Source organism: Adlercreutzia faecimuris, assembly GCF_022669055.1.
GTDB classification, from domain to species: Bacteria; Actinomycetota; Coriobacteriia; order Coriobacteriales; family Eggerthellaceae; genus Enterorhabdus; species Enterorhabdus faecimuris.
Map to the genome: position 1 here is coordinate 972496 of NZ_JAJMLW010000001.1, position 15186 is coordinate 987681.

A 15186-nucleotide genomic window follows, 5' to 3' on the forward strand; every position below is an offset into this window, starting at 1 on the left:
GTTGCGCGCCGACGAGGGGTACGGGACGGCGGGCTCTCCGCGCGCGGGCCGCTCGGGCTAGCTGCGGGGCTCGAAGGGGTCGCGGGGCTGCTCGGCGGCGTGGCGGTCCTCGATCTCGGCTAGGGCGCGGCGCAGCTCATCGCGGTCGACGAGGAGGCGGTCGCTCGGGTCGGGCGCCGGCGCGGGCGGGCGGTCGTCGGGGGCGTCGGGCGCCGCGTCGCCGGCGGGCGCGCGCCGGGCATCCGACGGCGCGGGGCGGGTGGCGTCGGCGAGCGCCTGGTAGGGCACGTCGGCCTCGGGCGGCACGTCGGCCCAGTGGGTGCAGTCGGCCTCGGCCCCCTCGGCGCAGCCGGCGTCATGCCCGGCGGCGTCGTCGCGCACCGTGTCGCGCAGCTCCATCCACCGGCCCGAGACGCGGTTGTAGAAGCGCGTCCACAGCTTGGCCGCCCGGGCCAGCCGCCCGCTGTCGCCGCGGTCGCGCGCGGTCTTGCCCAGCGGGACGCGGGCCTTGCGGGCCACGAACTGCATGGGCTTGGCGACGGCCCGGGTGACCTTGTCGCTGTAGTCGCGCGGCGGCCGGGTGCTCCAGCCGAAGACGAGGCTGCCGTAGCGGATGCCGAGCACGAGCGCCGCGCACATGCCCGCGGCCAGGCTCGGGAAGAAGGCGTAGGTGCGCATGAGCGCGAAGGCGGTGCAGCCCAGGAGCGCCGCGCTGCCGTAGAGGGGGCCGGCCTGGAACGCCTCGGGCGGCCGGTTCATCAGCACGTCGCGCATGACGCCGCCGCCGATGGCGGTGATGGTGCCCAGGATGATGGAGGGGATCACCCCGAGCCCCGCCGAGAGCGACTTGCCCACGCCGATGATGGCCCACATGGCCACCGACAGGTTGTCGAGCAGATCGACGATGGGGTCGAGGTAGGTGGCCAGCTTGCCGAAGTAGAACACGATGACGCCGGCGATGGCGCACGACAGCAGGAGCGAGGGGTTCTGGAAGGCGTAGATGCCGTAGTCCTGCAGCAGTACGTCGCGGGTGATGCCGCCGCCCAGGCCGGTGGCACAGGCGATGAAGACGCACCCGAAGATGTCGAAGCGGGCGCGCACCGCGCTCATGGCGCCAGACAGCCCGCCGGTCAGCGTAGCGGCGAGCTCCAGCCAGAACGGTATGGCGATGGCGACCTCGAGCATGGCCGGCTAGCGCGCGTCCGTGGCGGCGGGTGCGTCGTCCGGGGCGTCCGCGTCGTCGACGGCCACGATGACGGCCACCGTGGGCTCGCCGGAGAAGTCGAGGTCGCCGGTGAGGGCATGGGCCGCCGCCAGGTCGAAGCCGGGGGCGTCGAAGGCGTCCAGGGCCGCGCCCGCCCGGGTGCGGGCGCGCTCGAAGAGGTCGGCGAAGCTCGCGTCGGACACCTCGCCGGTGTAGGGGTTCTCCCAGGGCGCGCGGCCGCTGTTGGCGAAGGCGCTCTCGGTGAGCGGCTCGGCCCGGTGGCTCATGGCGCGGTAGAACGAGAAGGGCCGCACGAGCTCCTCGACGCGGCCGATGACGGCGCGCTTGGCGCCAGTGGGGGACCAGAACAGCCGCTGGGCGCGGCGGAACAGCTTGACGGACGCCTTGAACGAGTCGGCGGGCAGCGCCACGCCGTACACGTCCATGGCCACGTAGGCGTAGAGCGCCGACACCACGTCGAGCACCCGGTCGGAGGCCCTGAGGATCTCGCGGGAGGGATCGAAGTCGGCGATGGAGCGGCCGCGGCGCGTGGTGAGCACCAGCTCGTCGAGCTCGCTCTCGATGACGGCGTGCACGTCCGAGCCGCTCTCGCGCGTGAGGCCCGGCTCGCCGGCGTCGCACAGCGCGTACTGCTGGCTGAAGACGAGCGGGTGGACGGTGGAGTCCAGCACGTAGTGGCACAGGAACCCCAGGGCGTAGGCGCGCCCGATGGCGCGGCTCTCGTCGGGCAGCATCCCCACGGCGCGCTTGAGCGCGGCCAGCAGCTCGGCGGGCCGCTGGGCGTGCATGACCGACCCCAGGCGCCGGGCGGCGCCCAGGCGCGGGCTCGCCACGGCGTAGAACAGCGGGTCGGGCCCCTGGTTGCCCAGGAGGAAGGCGTCGCACTCGTCGCGACCCTCGCCGATGAGCTCGTAGCGCTCGGCGTAGGTCTCGCGGCCGAAGGTGTCGTGGGTTATGAGCGCGGGCATGGGGTCTCCCTTCTGGCGGATCCGCCGGCTGCCCTCCATCATATACAATGGGCGTCGCGGCGCGAAGGCCGCGTTGCCCAAGCGTGACCAACTTCCCGGCCGGCCCTCGGCCCGCGTGCGACGCCGGCCGACCCCAGCCGCCGGGGCGCGGGGCGGAGTGCTAGGGTGGGCACACGACGATGGCGGCCGCGGGCCGGTGCGCGAGAAGGCGAGGATCAGGCGCTATGTCCATGAAGATGACCAAGCAGGAGCGCAGCTGGGTGCTCTACGACGTGGGCAACTCCGCCTTCGTGATGCTGTCCACCGCGCTCATCCCCGTCTACTTCGCCACCCTGGCCGAACCGGGCTCGTCGGTGGTGGTGGCCTGGGGCTACGCCGAGACGGTCGCCTCGCTCGTGCTGGCCCTGCTCATGCCCGTCCTGGGCAGCCTCGCCGACCTCAAGGGCAACAAGAAGAAGTTCCTCATCGGGTTCATCGGCACGGGGGCGGTGGCCTGCGCGGCGCTCGGCATCCCCACCCACGCCCTGGCCTTCCTGGTGGTCTACGTCATATCCTCGGTGATGCTCAACGGCTCGATGGTGTTCTATGACGCCTTCCTGGTGGACGCCACCACCGAAGACCGCTACGACCTGGTGTCGTCCAACGGGTACGCCTGGGGCTACATCGGCTCGTGCATCCCGTTCGTGGCGTGCCTGGCGGTGGTGCTGGGCGGCCCGGCCGTCGGCATCGACATGGGCGTGGGGATGAAGATCGCCTTCCTCATCACGGCGGCGTGGTGGGTGGCCTTCAGCGTGCCGGTCATCCGCAACGTCCACCAGACCCACTACAAGCCGCGCCAGCCGCGCCTCATGCGCGCCACCTTCCGCGGGCTGGCCGCCACGATGCGCTCCATCGCGCGCGACCGGCGCATCCTGCTGTTCATGCTGGCGTACTTCTTCTACATCGACGGCGTGCACACCATCATCAAGATGTCGACGAGCTACGGCACCGAGCTCGGCATCGACGCGGTGCAGCTGGTGCTGGCGCTTCTGGTCACGCAGTTCGTGGCGTTCCCGTCGGCCATCGCCTACGGGCGGCTGTCCACGCGCTTCGGCACGCGGCGGATGCTCCTGGTGGCCGTGGGCGCCTACTTCTGCATCACGCTGTTCGCCGCGTTCTTCCTGCGCAGCGCCTTCGAGTTCTGGGTGCTCGCCATCTGCGTGGGGCTGTTCCAGGGCGGCATTCAGGCGCTCTCGCGCAGCGAGTTCGGCAAGATCATCCCCAAGGAGCACGCCAACGAGTACTTCGGGTTCTTCGACATCTTCGGCAAGTACGCCGCCGTGATGGGAACCTTCCTGGTGAGCCTGTTCACCCAGCTGACGGGCAACCCGTCGGCCGGCGTGCTGTCCATCGCCGTGCTGTTCGTGGTGGGCTTCGTCCTGATGGCGAAGGTGCCCGCCGGCGTCTACGAGGACGGCCCGGCGCGGTAGGCGGCGCGGCGCGCGGGTAGCGCGCGTGACGCGCGGGTAGCGTGCGAGCGCGGTGCCCGCGTGGCCGGCGCGCGCATGGCGTGTGGCCGACCGGCGGCGCGGGCGTGGCGTGCGGCCGGTCGGCCACACGCGCCCGGCGCGCCTAGGCGCCCTCGAAGCCGACGAGCAGGCCGCCGCGCTCGGCGTAGAAGCCGCAGAGCGCCCCGGCGGGGTAGACGGCGATGTCGGCGGCGGGGTAGGCGTCGGCGATCAGGTTGGCCAGGCGCTCGGCCAGAGGCTCGTCCAACACGTGGGATAGGCGCACCTTGCCGCCCGCGAAGCCGCCGCGCGCCAGCTCGCCCATGAGCGCGGCGAGGGTCTTCCGCTCGCCGCGGCACTTCGCGAAGGGCTCGATCTCGCCCGAGTCCGAGGCGCGGGCCGCCAGGCGCACCCCCAGCATCCCCGCCAGCTTGGCCACCGCCGGGCTCACCCGCCCGTTGTTCGCCAGGTTGGTGAGCGATTGGAGGGCGAACATGAGGTGCGTGCGCTGGCGGTAGGCGTCGATGGCGGCCGCCGTCTCCTCGAAGGAGGGGGCCGGCTCGGCGCGCAGCAGCTCGGCCAGCCGCTCCACGATGAGGCGCATCTCCGGCCCGGTCGACAGCGAGTCGACCAGGTGCACCCGGCGTCCGGGGTGGGCCGCCTCGTAGGCGTCGCGCGCCATGCACGCCGACTCGTAGCTGGCCGACAGGGTGGAGGTCATGGTCACGCCGAACACCTCGTCGCCATCCTGGAAGGCGGCCTCCCACTCGCCGACCGAGGGGCACGCCGTGCTCGAGCGCCCCTGGTAGGAGGCCAGGTAGTCGGCCATGGCGGCCACGTCGGCCGTGCCGTCGTCGACGAAGTGGCGGTTCCCCGCGACGATCTTGAGCGGGGCGAAGCCGAAGGGGATGCCCTCGGCCCCGGGGATGGACGCCAGGTCGGCCAGGTCGGCGGACGAGTCGGCGATGATGACGCGCTTCATGGGTGCTCCTGTCGTTGGTGCAGCGGTTTTCTATAGCCACTCTATCAGGTATTGAAAAACCTGTATACCATTATGAGGAACTTCATCAGGTTTCCGAGAGCCGGTTGCGCGGGCGGCGGCGGGGCGATAGAATCCAGTCCCATGACCAGATCGATCGACAATTCCGCCGTCGCCCCGCGGCGCCCCGCGGGCCCCGCGGGCCCCGCCGCCTCGCCGCGCGCCGTCCGCCCGGCCGCCCCCGGCATCGCCGCCGCCGTGCCCGCGCCGGAGGACTTCCGCCTGCCGCGCTTCCGCGACATCCCCGACGTGGGGCTCTACCTCGAGCAGGTGGTCGCCTACGTGAACGGGGCGCTCGCGCCGCTCGCCGTTCCGCCGCTCACGCCGTCGATGGTCAGCAACTACGTGAAGCAGGGCATCGTGCCCGGCCCCGTCAAGAAGCGCTACGGCGCCGAGCAGCTGGCCTACCTCGTGTTCGTCGCCTGCGCCAAGACGGTGCTGTCGATGGAGGACATCGGGCTGTTCTGCGCCATGCAGCGCGTCACCTACGACACGGCCACGGCCTACGACTACTTCTGCGATCAGCTGGAGGCGGCCATCGCCTTCGTCTTCGGCGAGGCTGACGACATCCCCGAGACGGGCGTCACCACCTCCGCCGAGAAGACGATGCTGCGCTACTGCGTCATCGCGCTGGCCAACGTCGTCTACCTCACCGCCGCCTTCGCCGCCGTGCGCGCGGCGGGGGAGGGTGGGCCGAGGGCGCCTGAGGGGCCGACCGCGGAAATCTAGGCTCCGGCTGCAAATTCGGACGATTCTGCACTCCCATTCGGCGGCCAAGGAGCGATTTCTCTCGCGGCGAGGCCTTCTCGCGGCCGTTTCGGGCGGCGGAGGGGCATCGGGGCGGTTGCCGAGGGTGCAAAATCGCTCGAATTTGCAGAACGAGGCTCTTTTTCGTGGTACGCGCCCCCTGCTCCCCGGAATTCGGCCCGCGTGCCGCCGGCGTGCGGCCTCGGCGCGAATGGGCGCGCCCCCGTCCGAGGGCGGCGCCGTTTTGCTATAGTGATGCGACGCTGTGCGTTCTCGCCCGGCGCCTCGTATGCGGGCCTCGATTCGGAAAGACGTGCCATGTCACTCATCGTCGCAAAGTTCGGGGGCACCTCGGTCGCCTCCCCTGAGCGCATCAAGAACGTCGCGAAGCGCCTCGTGCGCATCCGGCAGAACGGCAACCAGGTGGTGGCGGTGGTGTCGGCCATGGGCAAGACCACCGACGAGCTGGTGGGCCTGGCCGCCGCCCTCAACGACAACCCGCCCTCGCGCGAGATGGACCGGCTGCTGTCCACCGGCGAGCAGGTGTCCATGACGCTTCTGGCCATGGCCATCGAGGCGCTCGGCTACAAGTCGATGAGCTTCACCGGCCGCCAGGCGGGCATCATGACCGATGGCACCCACAACAAGGCGCGCATCACCAAGGTGGACAACGAGCGCATCGAGGCGGCGCTCGCCGCCGGGGTCATCCCCGTCATCGCCGGGTTCCAGGGCATCGACGCCAACGGCGACATCACCACCCTCGGGCGCGGCGGCTCGGACACGACGGCCGTGGCCGTGGCCTGGGGCATCAACGCGGACGTGTGCGAGATCTACTCGGACGTGGACGGCGTCTACACCACCGACCCGCGCGTGGCGCCGCGCGCCCGCAAGCTCGACGAGATCTCCTACGACGACATGCTCGAGCTGGCCAGCGCCGGATCGGGCGTGCTGCAGAGCCGCGCGGTGGAGTTCGCGCGCAAATGGAACGTGGTCATCCACTCCCGCTCGGCGTTCTCCGAGGCGGAAGGCACCTACATCAAGGAGGAGACGGACATGGAGGAAGCGGTCATCACGGGCATCGCCCACGATACCTCCGAGGTGAAGGTCACCATCCGCGGCGTGCCGGACAACACCGGCGTGGCCGCGAAGGTGTTCTCGGCGCTCGCGACCAACGCGGTGAGCGTCGACATGATCATCCAGAACATATCCGAGGACGGCATCACCGACATCAGCTTCACGTGTCCCGGCGCCGACCTGCCCCGCGCCACCGACACCATGGAGCGCATCCTGCCCGAGATCGACGCCCGCGAGTTCGTCGTGGACGAGGACATCGCCAAGGTGAGCCTGGTGGGCACGGGCATGAAGTCGTCGCCTGGCGTGGCGGCGCGCGCCTTCCAGACCCTCGGCGAGAACCAGATCAACATCCTGGCCATCTCCACGTCGCCCATCCGGCTGTCCGTGGTGGTGGACGCCGCCCAGACCACCCAGGCCGTGCGCTGCCTGCACACCGCCTTCGGCCTGGACTCCGACAGCGTGTTCGAGGAGACGCAACTGTCTGCCGAGGAGATAGCGGCGAAGATGAAGAAGGGGCGGTAGGCTGTTCCGCCGTTGCTGACGCAACGACGGGTGCGGGTGCGGGGCGAGGGTGCCGTGCTCAGACAGTCCTCGCTCGGCGAAACAGCCCACTGGGCTGTTTCGTTCGCTGCGGAACTGCGCGCGGGCCCTCGCCCCGCACCCGCACCCGCACGGCGCGACGCCGATTCCGTCCTGCAAGAAGACATCTGAGAGAGCTGAGAGAGGAAAGAACGATGACCTGGGATAAGACGATGCCGGCTAACCCGGTGGTGGCCGTGGCGGGGGCCACGGGCGCGGTGGGGCGCGAGTTCCTGCGCGTGCTGCACGACGTGGACTTCCCCGCGAGCGAGGTGCGCGCCCTGGCGAGCGCGCGCTCGGCCGGCAAGAAGGTGCCCTTCGACGGCTGCGGGCTGGTGCCCGCCGGCGAGCTCACCGTGCAGGAGATGACGCCCGAGTCCTTCGAGGGCGTCGACATCGCCCTGTTCTCGGCTGGCTCGGGCGTGTCCGAGGCCATGCGCGAGGCCGTCGTGGCCGCCGGCGCCGTGATGATCGACAACTCGAGCGCCTTCCGCATGGACGAGGACGTGCCGCTGGTAGTGCCCGAGGTGAACCCCGGCGACGTGGCGTGGCACTCCGGCGTCATCGCCAACCCCAACTGCTCCACCATCCAGATGGTGGCGTCCCTGAAGCCGCTGCACGACCTGGCGCCCATCACGCGCGTCGTGGTGTCCACCTACCAGGCGGCCTCCGGCGCCGGCGCGCCGGCCATGGCCGAGCTCTACGACCAGACGCGCGAGTTTTTGGACGGCACGCCCGACGACGAGCTGACCGTGAGCGCTTTCCAGCACCGCATCGCGTTCAACTGCATCCCGCACATCGACAGGTTCCTCGAGGACGACTCCACCAAGGAGGAGTGGAAGATGGTGGCGGAGACGAAGAAGATCATGGGCGACGACGGCATCCAGGTGGCCGCCACCTGCGTGCGCGTGCCCGTGCTGCGCTGCCACGGCGAGTCGATCAACGTGGAGTTCGCCGACGAGGTGACCGTGGAGGCCGCCCGCGCGGCGCTCGAGGCGGCGCCCGGCATCACGGTGATGGACGACCCGGCGGCCAACGTCTACCCGATGCCCGGCATCCTGGCCGGCACCGACGGCGCCTTCGTCGGCCGCCTGCGCAAGGATCCGACGGTGCCCCACGGCCTGGCCTTCTGGAACGTGGCCGACCAGATCCGCAAGGGCGCGGCGCTCAACGCCGTGCAGATCGCCCAGCTGCTGCTGCCGTAGCGCGCCAGCCGGCACGCGCGTCGCGGGAGGGCGCCCTTCGGGGCGCCCTCCCTTGCTTTTGCGGGCGCGTTGCAGCGGAATCGGGGTTTCATATCCATTTCGTTGAGTTTCCCGAGGCTCGGGACGGCCTTGTGGCCGTTTTCGCGGCCTTTTCGCATCCGCGGTTTTCCGCGACCTGGGCAAATGCTCGCGAGGGTCTCCCGGCGGCGCTCGGCTGCCTCGGGAAACTCGCCAAAATGGATATGAAACGGGCTTTTTCCTACGGCTGGCCCACGAAGCGGCCGCGCGCGAGCCGGCCGGGGCGGCGGGGCGCTAGGCTGGCGGGTGTCGTGAAGAGCGCCCCGGCGGCGCCGGCGAGGGCCGGCCGCCGGGCGGGGCCGAGACGTGAGGAGTCTGCCATGAGAAAGTTCCTGTGCCCCTGCGGATACATCTACGACGAGGCCCTGGGCGACCCCGACGGCGGCGTCGAGCCCGGCACCCTGTGGGAGGACGTGCCCGACGACTGGACGTGCCCGGTGTGCGGCCTGCCGAAGGACGCCTTCGAGGAGATCGTCGACTAGCGCGGGCCTCTCTGCCAGCGTGTCGCGGGCGCCGGCCCCCTTGGGAGCCGGCGCCCTTGCGTTGGGAGGGCGGGGCGCCCGGGGCGGCACCTCGCCCGGGGCGGCGCTCTCGCGTCGGAAGCGTCTCGCCGGGGGGGTGGGGGTGGCCGGGCGCCGGCCCCCGCCGGGCCGCCCGCGCCGGGCGCGCGGCAAGCGCGCGGGTATAATGGCGCCCATGGATACCGAGAGACATGGCGGCGCCGCGGCGCCCGCCCCGCGAAAGCCCAAGAAGGTGCGCCTCGACGAGCTGCTGGTGGCCCGCGGCGACTTCGCCGACGCCGGCGAGGTGCTGCGCGCCGTCGTGGCGCGCGAGGTGCGCGTGGACGACGTCTACGTGACGAGCGCGGCCGTGCGCGTGCGACCCGACGCCGACGTGTTCCTGCGCGGCCGGCGCGCCTACGTGTCACGCGGGGGCCACAAGCTGCGCGGGGCGCTCGACGCCTTCGGGCAGGACGTGGCGGGGCTGCGCTGCCTGGACATCGGCTCGTCCACCGGCGGCTTCACCGACTGCCTCCTGCAGGCGGGCGCCGCCGAGGTGGCGGCCCTCGACGTGAACTACGGGCAGCTGGCCTGGAAGCTGCGCCAGGACCCGCGGGTGCGCGTCTTCGAGCGCACCAACATCCGCGAGGCCGATCCGGCGGCCCTCGGCGCGCCCTTCGACCTCATCGTCATCGACGTGAGCTTCATCGGCCTGGCGCCGCTCGCGCCGGTGATCGCCGGGCTCTGCGCGCCGGGCACCGTGTTCATCGGCCTGGTGAAGCCCCAGTTCGAGTCGCGCCATGACGAGACCGACCGCGGCATCGTGCGCGACGAGGCCGTGCGCGCCCGCACGGTGGCCGAGGTGCGCGCGGCCCTCGAGGCGGCGGGACTCGCCGTGACGGGCGTCGTCGAGTCGCCCATCCGCGGCGCCGAGGGCAACGTCGAGTACCTGGTGCGCGCCGTCTTCGCGTAGCGCGCGGGGCGCCGGAAGACGACGAGGGGCGCCCCGGCCGGGGCGCCCCCTCGCAGCGGGCATCGGGCCCGGCGCGTCGCCGCGCCTAGTTCTTGAGGGAGTTGAGCGGGGCGGGCATGCGGCCCCCGCGGTGGGCGAACACGGTGCCGGCGTGCTGGTTGACGGGCATGACCGGCGCGTAGCCGAGCAGGCCGCCGAAGTCCAGCCGGTCGCCCACCTGCTTGCCGATGGCGGGGATGATGCGCACGGCGGTGGTCTTGGAGTTGATCATGCCGATGGCGCACTCGTCGGCGATGATGCCGAAGATGGTCTCCACCGAGGTGTCGCCCGGGATGGCGATCATGTCGAGGCCCACCGAGCAGACGCAGGTCATGGCCTCGAGCTTCTCGAGCGAGAGCGCCCCGTCCTCGGCCGCGCGGATCATGCCGGCGTCCTCGGACACGGGGATGAAGGCGCCCGACAGGCCGCCGACGGATGACGACGCCATCACGCCGCCCTTCTTCACGGCGTCGTTGAGCATGGCGAGCGCCGCCGTGGTGCCCGGGCCGCCGCACTCGCCGACGCCGATGGCCTCGATGATCTCGGCGACCGAGTCGCCCTCGGCCGGCGTGGGGGCCAGCGACAGGTCGAGGATGCCCTTCTGCACGCCCAGGCGGCGGCTCGCCTCGCGGGCCATGAGCTCGCCGGCGCGGGTGATCTTGAAGGCGGTGGCCTTGATGGCCTCGGCCACGGTGGTCAGGTCGGCGGAGCGGGGCAGGTCGGCCAGGACGGCGCGCACGACGCCGGGGCCCGACACGCCCACGTTCACCACCTCGTCGGCCTCGCCGGAGCCGTGGAAGGCGCCGGCCATGAAGGGGTTGTCCTCCACGGCGTTGCAGAACACGACGAGCTTGCCGGCGCCGATGCACTGGGCGTCGGCCGTGGCCTCGGCGGCCTTCTTGACGATGCCGGCCATCTTGAGCACGGCGTCCATGTTGATGCCGGCGCGGGTGGAGCCCACGTTGACGCTGGCGCAGACGCGCTCGGTGGCGGCGAGCGCCGCGGGGATGGAGTCCATGAGCTTGTGGTCGGCGGCCGAGGCGCCCTTCTGCACGAGGGCAGAGAACCCGCCGACGAAGTCGACGCCCACCTCGCGTCCGGCGCGGTCCATGGCGACGGCGACGGGGGAGAGGTCCTGGGCCGTGACGGCGGCGCAGATCTCGGCGATGGGCGTCACTGAGATGCGCTTGTTGACGATGGGGATGCCGAACTCGCGCTCGAGCTGCTCGGCGGTGGGGACGAGGTGCTCGGCGGCCGTGGTCATGCGGTCGTAGACCTTGGCGGCCAGGCGGTCGACGTCGGTGTCCACGCAGCCTCGCAGGCTGATGCCCAGCGTGATGGTGCGGATGTCGAGGTTCTGCCGGTTCACCATGGCCAGGGTCTCGGCGATTTCAGCAGGGGTGATCTGCATGGGGGCTCCTCATCTTCGGGCGGTCGGTCGGGTCGGTTGGGCGCCCCGGCGGGCGTATCGCCCTAGCATAGCAAACGCCATCGGGCCGTTCTGCGCGACGGGGGCGGTTTTCGGCGTTATACTTCGATTGTCGTAAAGTATTGCGACATTGATTCATAGGAGGAAGGCGCGGCGGCGCGAGCGGGCTCGGGCGCGGCGAGCGGCGAGCGAGTGCGAGCATGGGCGCGCGGCGGCGCGAGCGGGCGCGGGCGCGGCTGCCCGCGCCCCGCGCGTGCCGGCCGCAAGGCGGGCGGCGTCGGAGGAAGGCGTGCGATCAGGCGACGGAGGGCGACGGCGTGTTCAACGCGTTGACGACAGGGTACCTCTTCCTGGGCGGCACGGGTGCCGGCCTGGCCGCCGTGCTCGCGGCGCTCGAGCTGGCGGGCCCGCGGTGGCGCCGCCCGGGTGCCGCGGCCGGGCGCGTGGCGCGCACGCTCGCGCTGCCCGGCGAGCTGTTCGCCCGGGCGTGGCCGGCCTGCCTGGTGGTGCTGGGCGCGGCGGTGCTGTGCCTGGTGGCCGACGTGGGCCGCCCCGACCGGCTGCTCGCCCTGTTCGCCTCGCCGGCCCCCACGCCCATGGCGGTGGGCGCCTGGGCGCTCGCGGCGACGCTGGCCGTGGCCGCGGCGTTCTCGGCCGCGGCGCTCTTGGACGGGTGGGCGCCCCCGGGCGCGCTCATGCGCGCCGCGGCCGCCCTCGGCCTGGCGACGGGCCTCATCGCGGCCGCCTACACCGGCGTGCTGCTGAGCTCGCTCGCCTCGGTGACGGCCTACCAGACGCCGCTTCTGCCCGCGGTGTTCACGCTGTCGTCGGCGTCGTGCGGGCTGGCCTGCGTGTTCGCGGCCCTCGTGTTCGTGGAGTCGCGCCACGCCTACGTGCGGGCGCTCGGCGCGCTCAGCGGCGCCGACACCGTCGTGGTGGCGGCCGAGGCCGCGGCGCTGGCGGCCTACGTGGCGTGGATGGCGCAGGCGCCGGGCGCCCGGGCCGCCGCCGACGCCCTGCTCGCCGGCGAGATGGCGCCCCTGTTCTGGGGCGGCCTGGTGGCCGTGGGGCTGGCGGCGCCGCTCGTGCTCGAGCGGTTCCTCACCCACGGCAACGCGCGCACCCAGCTCCTCTGGGCGTCCGGGTGCCTGCTCGCCGGCGGCCTGGCGCTGCGCCTGTGCGCGGTGGGGCTGGCGGCCTACGACGTGACGCAGATGCCCGAGCTGGCGTTCGGGCTGGTGGGATAGGACGCCGCGCCCGAGCGCGGCGAGTGGGGGCGTCCCGACGGCGGGGCGCCGGCGCGGGCCCCGACGCGGGGCGCGCGGAAGACGGGGCGCCCGCGGGCGCCGGAAGGGAAGGCCATCGTGGCGAAGTGGGACAAGCAGGCGGATCGGGCCGGCGCGCGCCGGCAGCCCGTCGGCCGCGTGGGGCGCGACGCCCCCTACCCGTTCAACGACAAGGAGGCCGAGGTGCGCGCCGCTACCTCCTACGTGCCGCGCAAGTCCTCGCGCAACGGCGCGGTCATCTTCAACATCGCCGTCTTCGCCGTCGCCTGCGCGGCGGTGCTCGGCGCGGGCTGGGCGGTGCTCGGGCGCATTGACTTCGGCCTCATCTGCCTCATGGTGGTGGTGGCGCTCTTGGCGCTGTCGTCCGTCCACATCGCGCTGTCGTGGGAGAAGGTGGTCGTGCTGCGCTTCGGCAAGCTCGCCCGCGTGGTGGGGCCGGGGCTCTACCTCACCATCCCCATCATCGAGCACGGCACCATCCGCGTGGACCAGCGCGTCATCGCGACGCCCTTCTACGCCGAGAAGACGCTCACGGCCGACCTCGTGCCCGTCAACATCGACGCGGTGCTGTTCTGGGTGGTGTGGGACGCCGAGAAGGCGTGCACCGAGGTCGAGGACTACTACGCGGCCGTGTCGTTCCTTGCCCAGACGGCCATGCGCGAGGCGGTGGGCCGCTCCACCGTGGCTGAGGTGGCGCTGCGCCGTGACCAGCTTGACGTGGAGATAAAGGCCGACATCGAGAAGGAGGCCGCGGGCTGGGGCGTCGACATCATATCGGTGAAGGTGCGCGACATCGTCATCCCCGACGAGCTGGTGGACGTCATGTCGCTCGAGGCCCAGGCTGACCGCGAGAAGAACGCGCGCATGGCCGTGGCGAGCGTCGAGGCCGACCTGGCCGAGATGCTGGCCGAGGCGGCCCGGGCCTACGGCGACCCCGAGGCGGCGCTGGCGCTGCGCACCATGCTCATGCAGTACGAGACGGTGCGCAAGTCCGGCAGCGCCGTGGTGACGGTGCCCACCGCCGTGAGCGACGGGTTCACCGAGGGCGCGGCCCGCGCCGCCGGCCAGTCCGGCCGCGGCGCGCCGGCCTGACGGCCTCTGGTAAGATGACCCCAGAGGTCTCCCTTCTCCCGTCTCGTTCCCATCCCCTCCTAAGGAAGCAAGCCCATGAGCGTACTCGAGTCCTTTGAGATCGACCACAACAGCGGCATGCCCGTGTGGATCCAGGTGAAGAACCGCCTGGCCTACCTCATCGGCGCCGGCACCTACGCGCCGGGGGAGCGGCTGCCCACCGTGCGCTCGCTCGCCATCGAGCTGGACATCAGCTACAACACGGCCAACCGCGCCTACATGGATCTCGAGCGCGAGGGCTACATATCGACGCGGAAGGGCCGCGGTACCTTCGTCGCGGAGCGCAACGACGTGGGCGCCGCCCGGGCCTCGGACAGCCCCGTCGAGCTGGTGATCGACGACATGATCCGCGCGTGCAGCGCGTCGGGCCTGGCCGACGAGGACATCCTGGCCATGGTGGCGGCCCGCCTGGAGCACCGCCGCTACAGCGCCTAGGCCGCCCGCGCGGGGCGCCCGCGGCCGCGCGGCCCTACGGGAGGGGGTGGCGGGCGCGGTAGGGGGCGCACGTCGTCGTGATGCACGCCGCGAGCTGGCGCAGGTAGCGCCGCTCCCCGTCGTCGAGCTTGGCGGGGTTGTCGGCCGCGCCCACGATGAAGGAGGGGCCGTCCTTGATCGGGACGAAGATGCGCGGGTCGGTCTCCGCGCCCAGGAAGGCGCTGAACGAGTCCCAGAACGTCACGGCCCTGCCCGCCGCCACCAGCTCCTCGATCATGGGCAGGTTGGTGGTGTGCTGGATCTCGTTTCGCAGGGGGATGGCGGCGAACAGCCGCGCCACCAGGTCGTCGAGCATCCTCTCGCTGTAGGAGGCTATGGGCAGCTGCGCCACGTCGGCCGCGGCGATGCCGCGCAGCCGGGGCGAGAGGAGCGCCGAGGTGCCGATGACCCCCAGGTCGGCGCTGATGAGCGGCTCGAAATCCAGGGCGGGGTCCGCCGCCAGCGCCGCGGCCTCGTCGGACGGCAGGGCCACCAGTGCCAGCCTGCAGGGGCCGGCGGGGCTGCGGAGGGCTTGCAGGACGTCGGCGCGGTCCCGCTCGACCAGCACCGCGTGGCGCAGCCCCCAGCTTTCGAGATCGCTCTTCATGTAGTTGAACACCACGCTCGACGTGAACGACGTCGTCCACAGCGTCACGGCCTCCTCGGGGCGATCGGGCGCGAGCTTGCGCATGGCGTCGCGGATATCGCGGTCGAGGGCGAGGTAGTCCTGGGCCAGCGGCACGAGGCGCTTGCCGGCCTCGGTGAGGTGTACCTTGCGGCCCGTCTTCTCGAACAGCGGCACCCCCAGGTCGCGCTCGAAGGCCCGGATGGACTTGCCCAGGCCCTGCTGGGACACGTAGAGCCGCCGGCTCGCGAGGGAGTACGATCCGCACTCGGCGATGGCCAGGAAGTACCGTAGTGTCTCGACGCGCATGCCCCTCCCCCTCATCCT

Annotated in this window: 14 protein-coding genes; 9 read left to right on the forward strand and 5 right to left on the reverse strand. The window is 72.0% G+C overall.

The features are described 5' to 3' along the window. Nucleotides 1–57 precede the first annotated feature (57 nt). Both LPT13_RS03445 and LPT13_RS03450 read right to left on the reverse strand, forming a co-directional pair. Nucleotides 58–1185 (reverse strand): trimeric intracellular cation channel family protein, encoded by a 1128-nt coding sequence (locus tag LPT13_RS03445; protein WP_242163542.1) that lies wholly within the window; start codon nucleotides 1183–1185, stop codon nucleotides 58–60. A gap of 6 nt (nucleotides 1186–1191) precedes the next feature. Then, a complete protein-coding gene (locus LPT13_RS03450) occupies nucleotides 1192–2193 on the reverse strand; it encodes a zinc dependent phospholipase C family protein (RefSeq protein ID WP_242163544.1) in 1002 nt (333 codons plus the stop codon). Between the two features lie 224 nt (nucleotides 2194–2417). Here LPT13_RS03450 and LPT13_RS03455 point away from each other — a divergent pair, with 224 nt between their 5' ends. Continuing rightward, nucleotides 2418–3662 carry an MFS transporter gene (locus LPT13_RS03455; RefSeq protein ID WP_242163546.1) on the forward strand — a complete coding sequence of 415 codons (1245 nt, stop codon included), beginning with the start codon at nucleotides 2418–2420 and terminating at the stop codon, nucleotides 3660–3662. Between the two features lie 142 nt (nucleotides 3663–3804). Here LPT13_RS03455 and LPT13_RS03460 read toward each other — a convergent pair whose 3' ends face one another. Beyond that, nucleotides 3805–4662, reverse strand: a complete 858-nt coding sequence (locus LPT13_RS03460) for a DegV family protein (protein WP_242163548.1) — start codon at nucleotides 4660–4662, stop codon at nucleotides 3805–3807. Nucleotides 4663–4803: 141 nt separating this feature from the next. Here LPT13_RS03460 and LPT13_RS03465 point away from each other — a divergent pair, with 141 nt between their 5' ends. The 5 genes from LPT13_RS03465 (at nucleotide 4804) to LPT13_RS03485 (ending at nucleotide 9875) form a co-directional block, all read left to right on the forward strand. Further along, nucleotides 4804–5448 carry a DUF1836 domain-containing protein gene (locus LPT13_RS03465; protein WP_242163550.1) on the forward strand — a complete coding sequence of 215 codons (645 nt, stop codon included), beginning with the start codon at nucleotides 4804–4806 and terminating at the stop codon, nucleotides 5446–5448. A 336-nt stretch (nucleotides 5449–5784) separates the two neighbouring features. Then, on the forward strand, nucleotides 5785–7062 hold the full coding sequence (locus LPT13_RS03470) for an aspartate kinase (protein ID WP_242163552.1): 1278 nt from the start codon (nucleotides 5785–5787) through the stop codon (nucleotides 7060–7062). A 212-nt stretch (nucleotides 7063–7274) separates the two neighbouring features. Further along, nucleotides 7275–8324 (forward strand): aspartate-semialdehyde dehydrogenase, encoded by a 1050-nt coding sequence (locus LPT13_RS03475; RefSeq protein WP_242163554.1) that lies wholly within the window; start codon nucleotides 7275–7277, stop codon nucleotides 8322–8324. 398 nt (nucleotides 8325–8722) lie between these two features. Next, nucleotides 8723–8884, forward strand: a complete 162-nt coding sequence (locus tag LPT13_RS03480) for a rubredoxin (protein WP_242163556.1) — start codon at nucleotides 8723–8725, stop codon at nucleotides 8882–8884. A gap of 214 nt (nucleotides 8885–9098) precedes the next feature. Further along, the gene (locus LPT13_RS03485; RefSeq protein WP_242163558.1) at nucleotides 9099–9875 is read left to right on the forward strand and encodes a TlyA family RNA methyltransferase; all 777 of its coding nucleotides are present in this window, start codon (nucleotides 9099–9101) and stop codon (nucleotides 9873–9875) included. A gap of 85 nt (nucleotides 9876–9960) precedes the next feature. Here the strand turns inward: LPT13_RS03485 and LPT13_RS03490 are convergent, their stop codons facing one another. Beyond that, complete coding sequence (locus LPT13_RS03490) at nucleotides 9961–11325, reverse strand: PFL family protein (RefSeq protein WP_242163560.1); 1365 nt, start codon at nucleotides 11323–11325, stop codon at nucleotides 9961–9963. A 335-nt stretch (nucleotides 11326–11660) separates the two neighbouring features. On the opposite strand from LPT13_RS03490, the gene nrfD reads away from it, so the two are divergent. The 3 genes from nrfD to LPT13_RS03505 all read left to right on the forward strand — a co-directional run bounded on the left by nrfD (nucleotide 11661) and on the right by LPT13_RS03505 (nucleotide 14195). Beyond that, a complete protein-coding gene (gene nrfD, locus LPT13_RS03495; protein ID WP_242163562.1) occupies nucleotides 11661–12590 on the forward strand; it encodes an NrfD/PsrC family molybdoenzyme membrane anchor subunit in 930 nt (309 codons plus the stop codon). Nucleotides 12591–12767: 177 nt separating this feature from the next. Next, the gene (locus tag LPT13_RS03500; RefSeq protein WP_430622561.1) at nucleotides 12768–13721 is read left to right on the forward strand and encodes a slipin family protein; all 954 of its coding nucleotides are present in this window, start codon (nucleotides 12768–12770) and stop codon (nucleotides 13719–13721) included. A gap of 75 nt (nucleotides 13722–13796) precedes the next feature. Further along, the gene (locus LPT13_RS03505; RefSeq protein ID WP_242163566.1) at nucleotides 13797–14195 is read left to right on the forward strand and encodes a GntR family transcriptional regulator; all 399 of its coding nucleotides are present in this window, start codon (nucleotides 13797–13799) and stop codon (nucleotides 14193–14195) included. Between the two features lie 34 nt (nucleotides 14196–14229). Here LPT13_RS03505 and LPT13_RS03510 read toward each other — a convergent pair whose 3' ends face one another. Beyond that, nucleotides 14230–15183: a LysR family transcriptional regulator gene (locus LPT13_RS03510; protein ID WP_242163569.1), complete on the reverse strand. Its 954-nt coding sequence runs from the start codon at nucleotides 15181–15183 to the stop codon at nucleotides 14230–14232. Nucleotides 15184–15186: the final 3 nt, after the last annotated feature.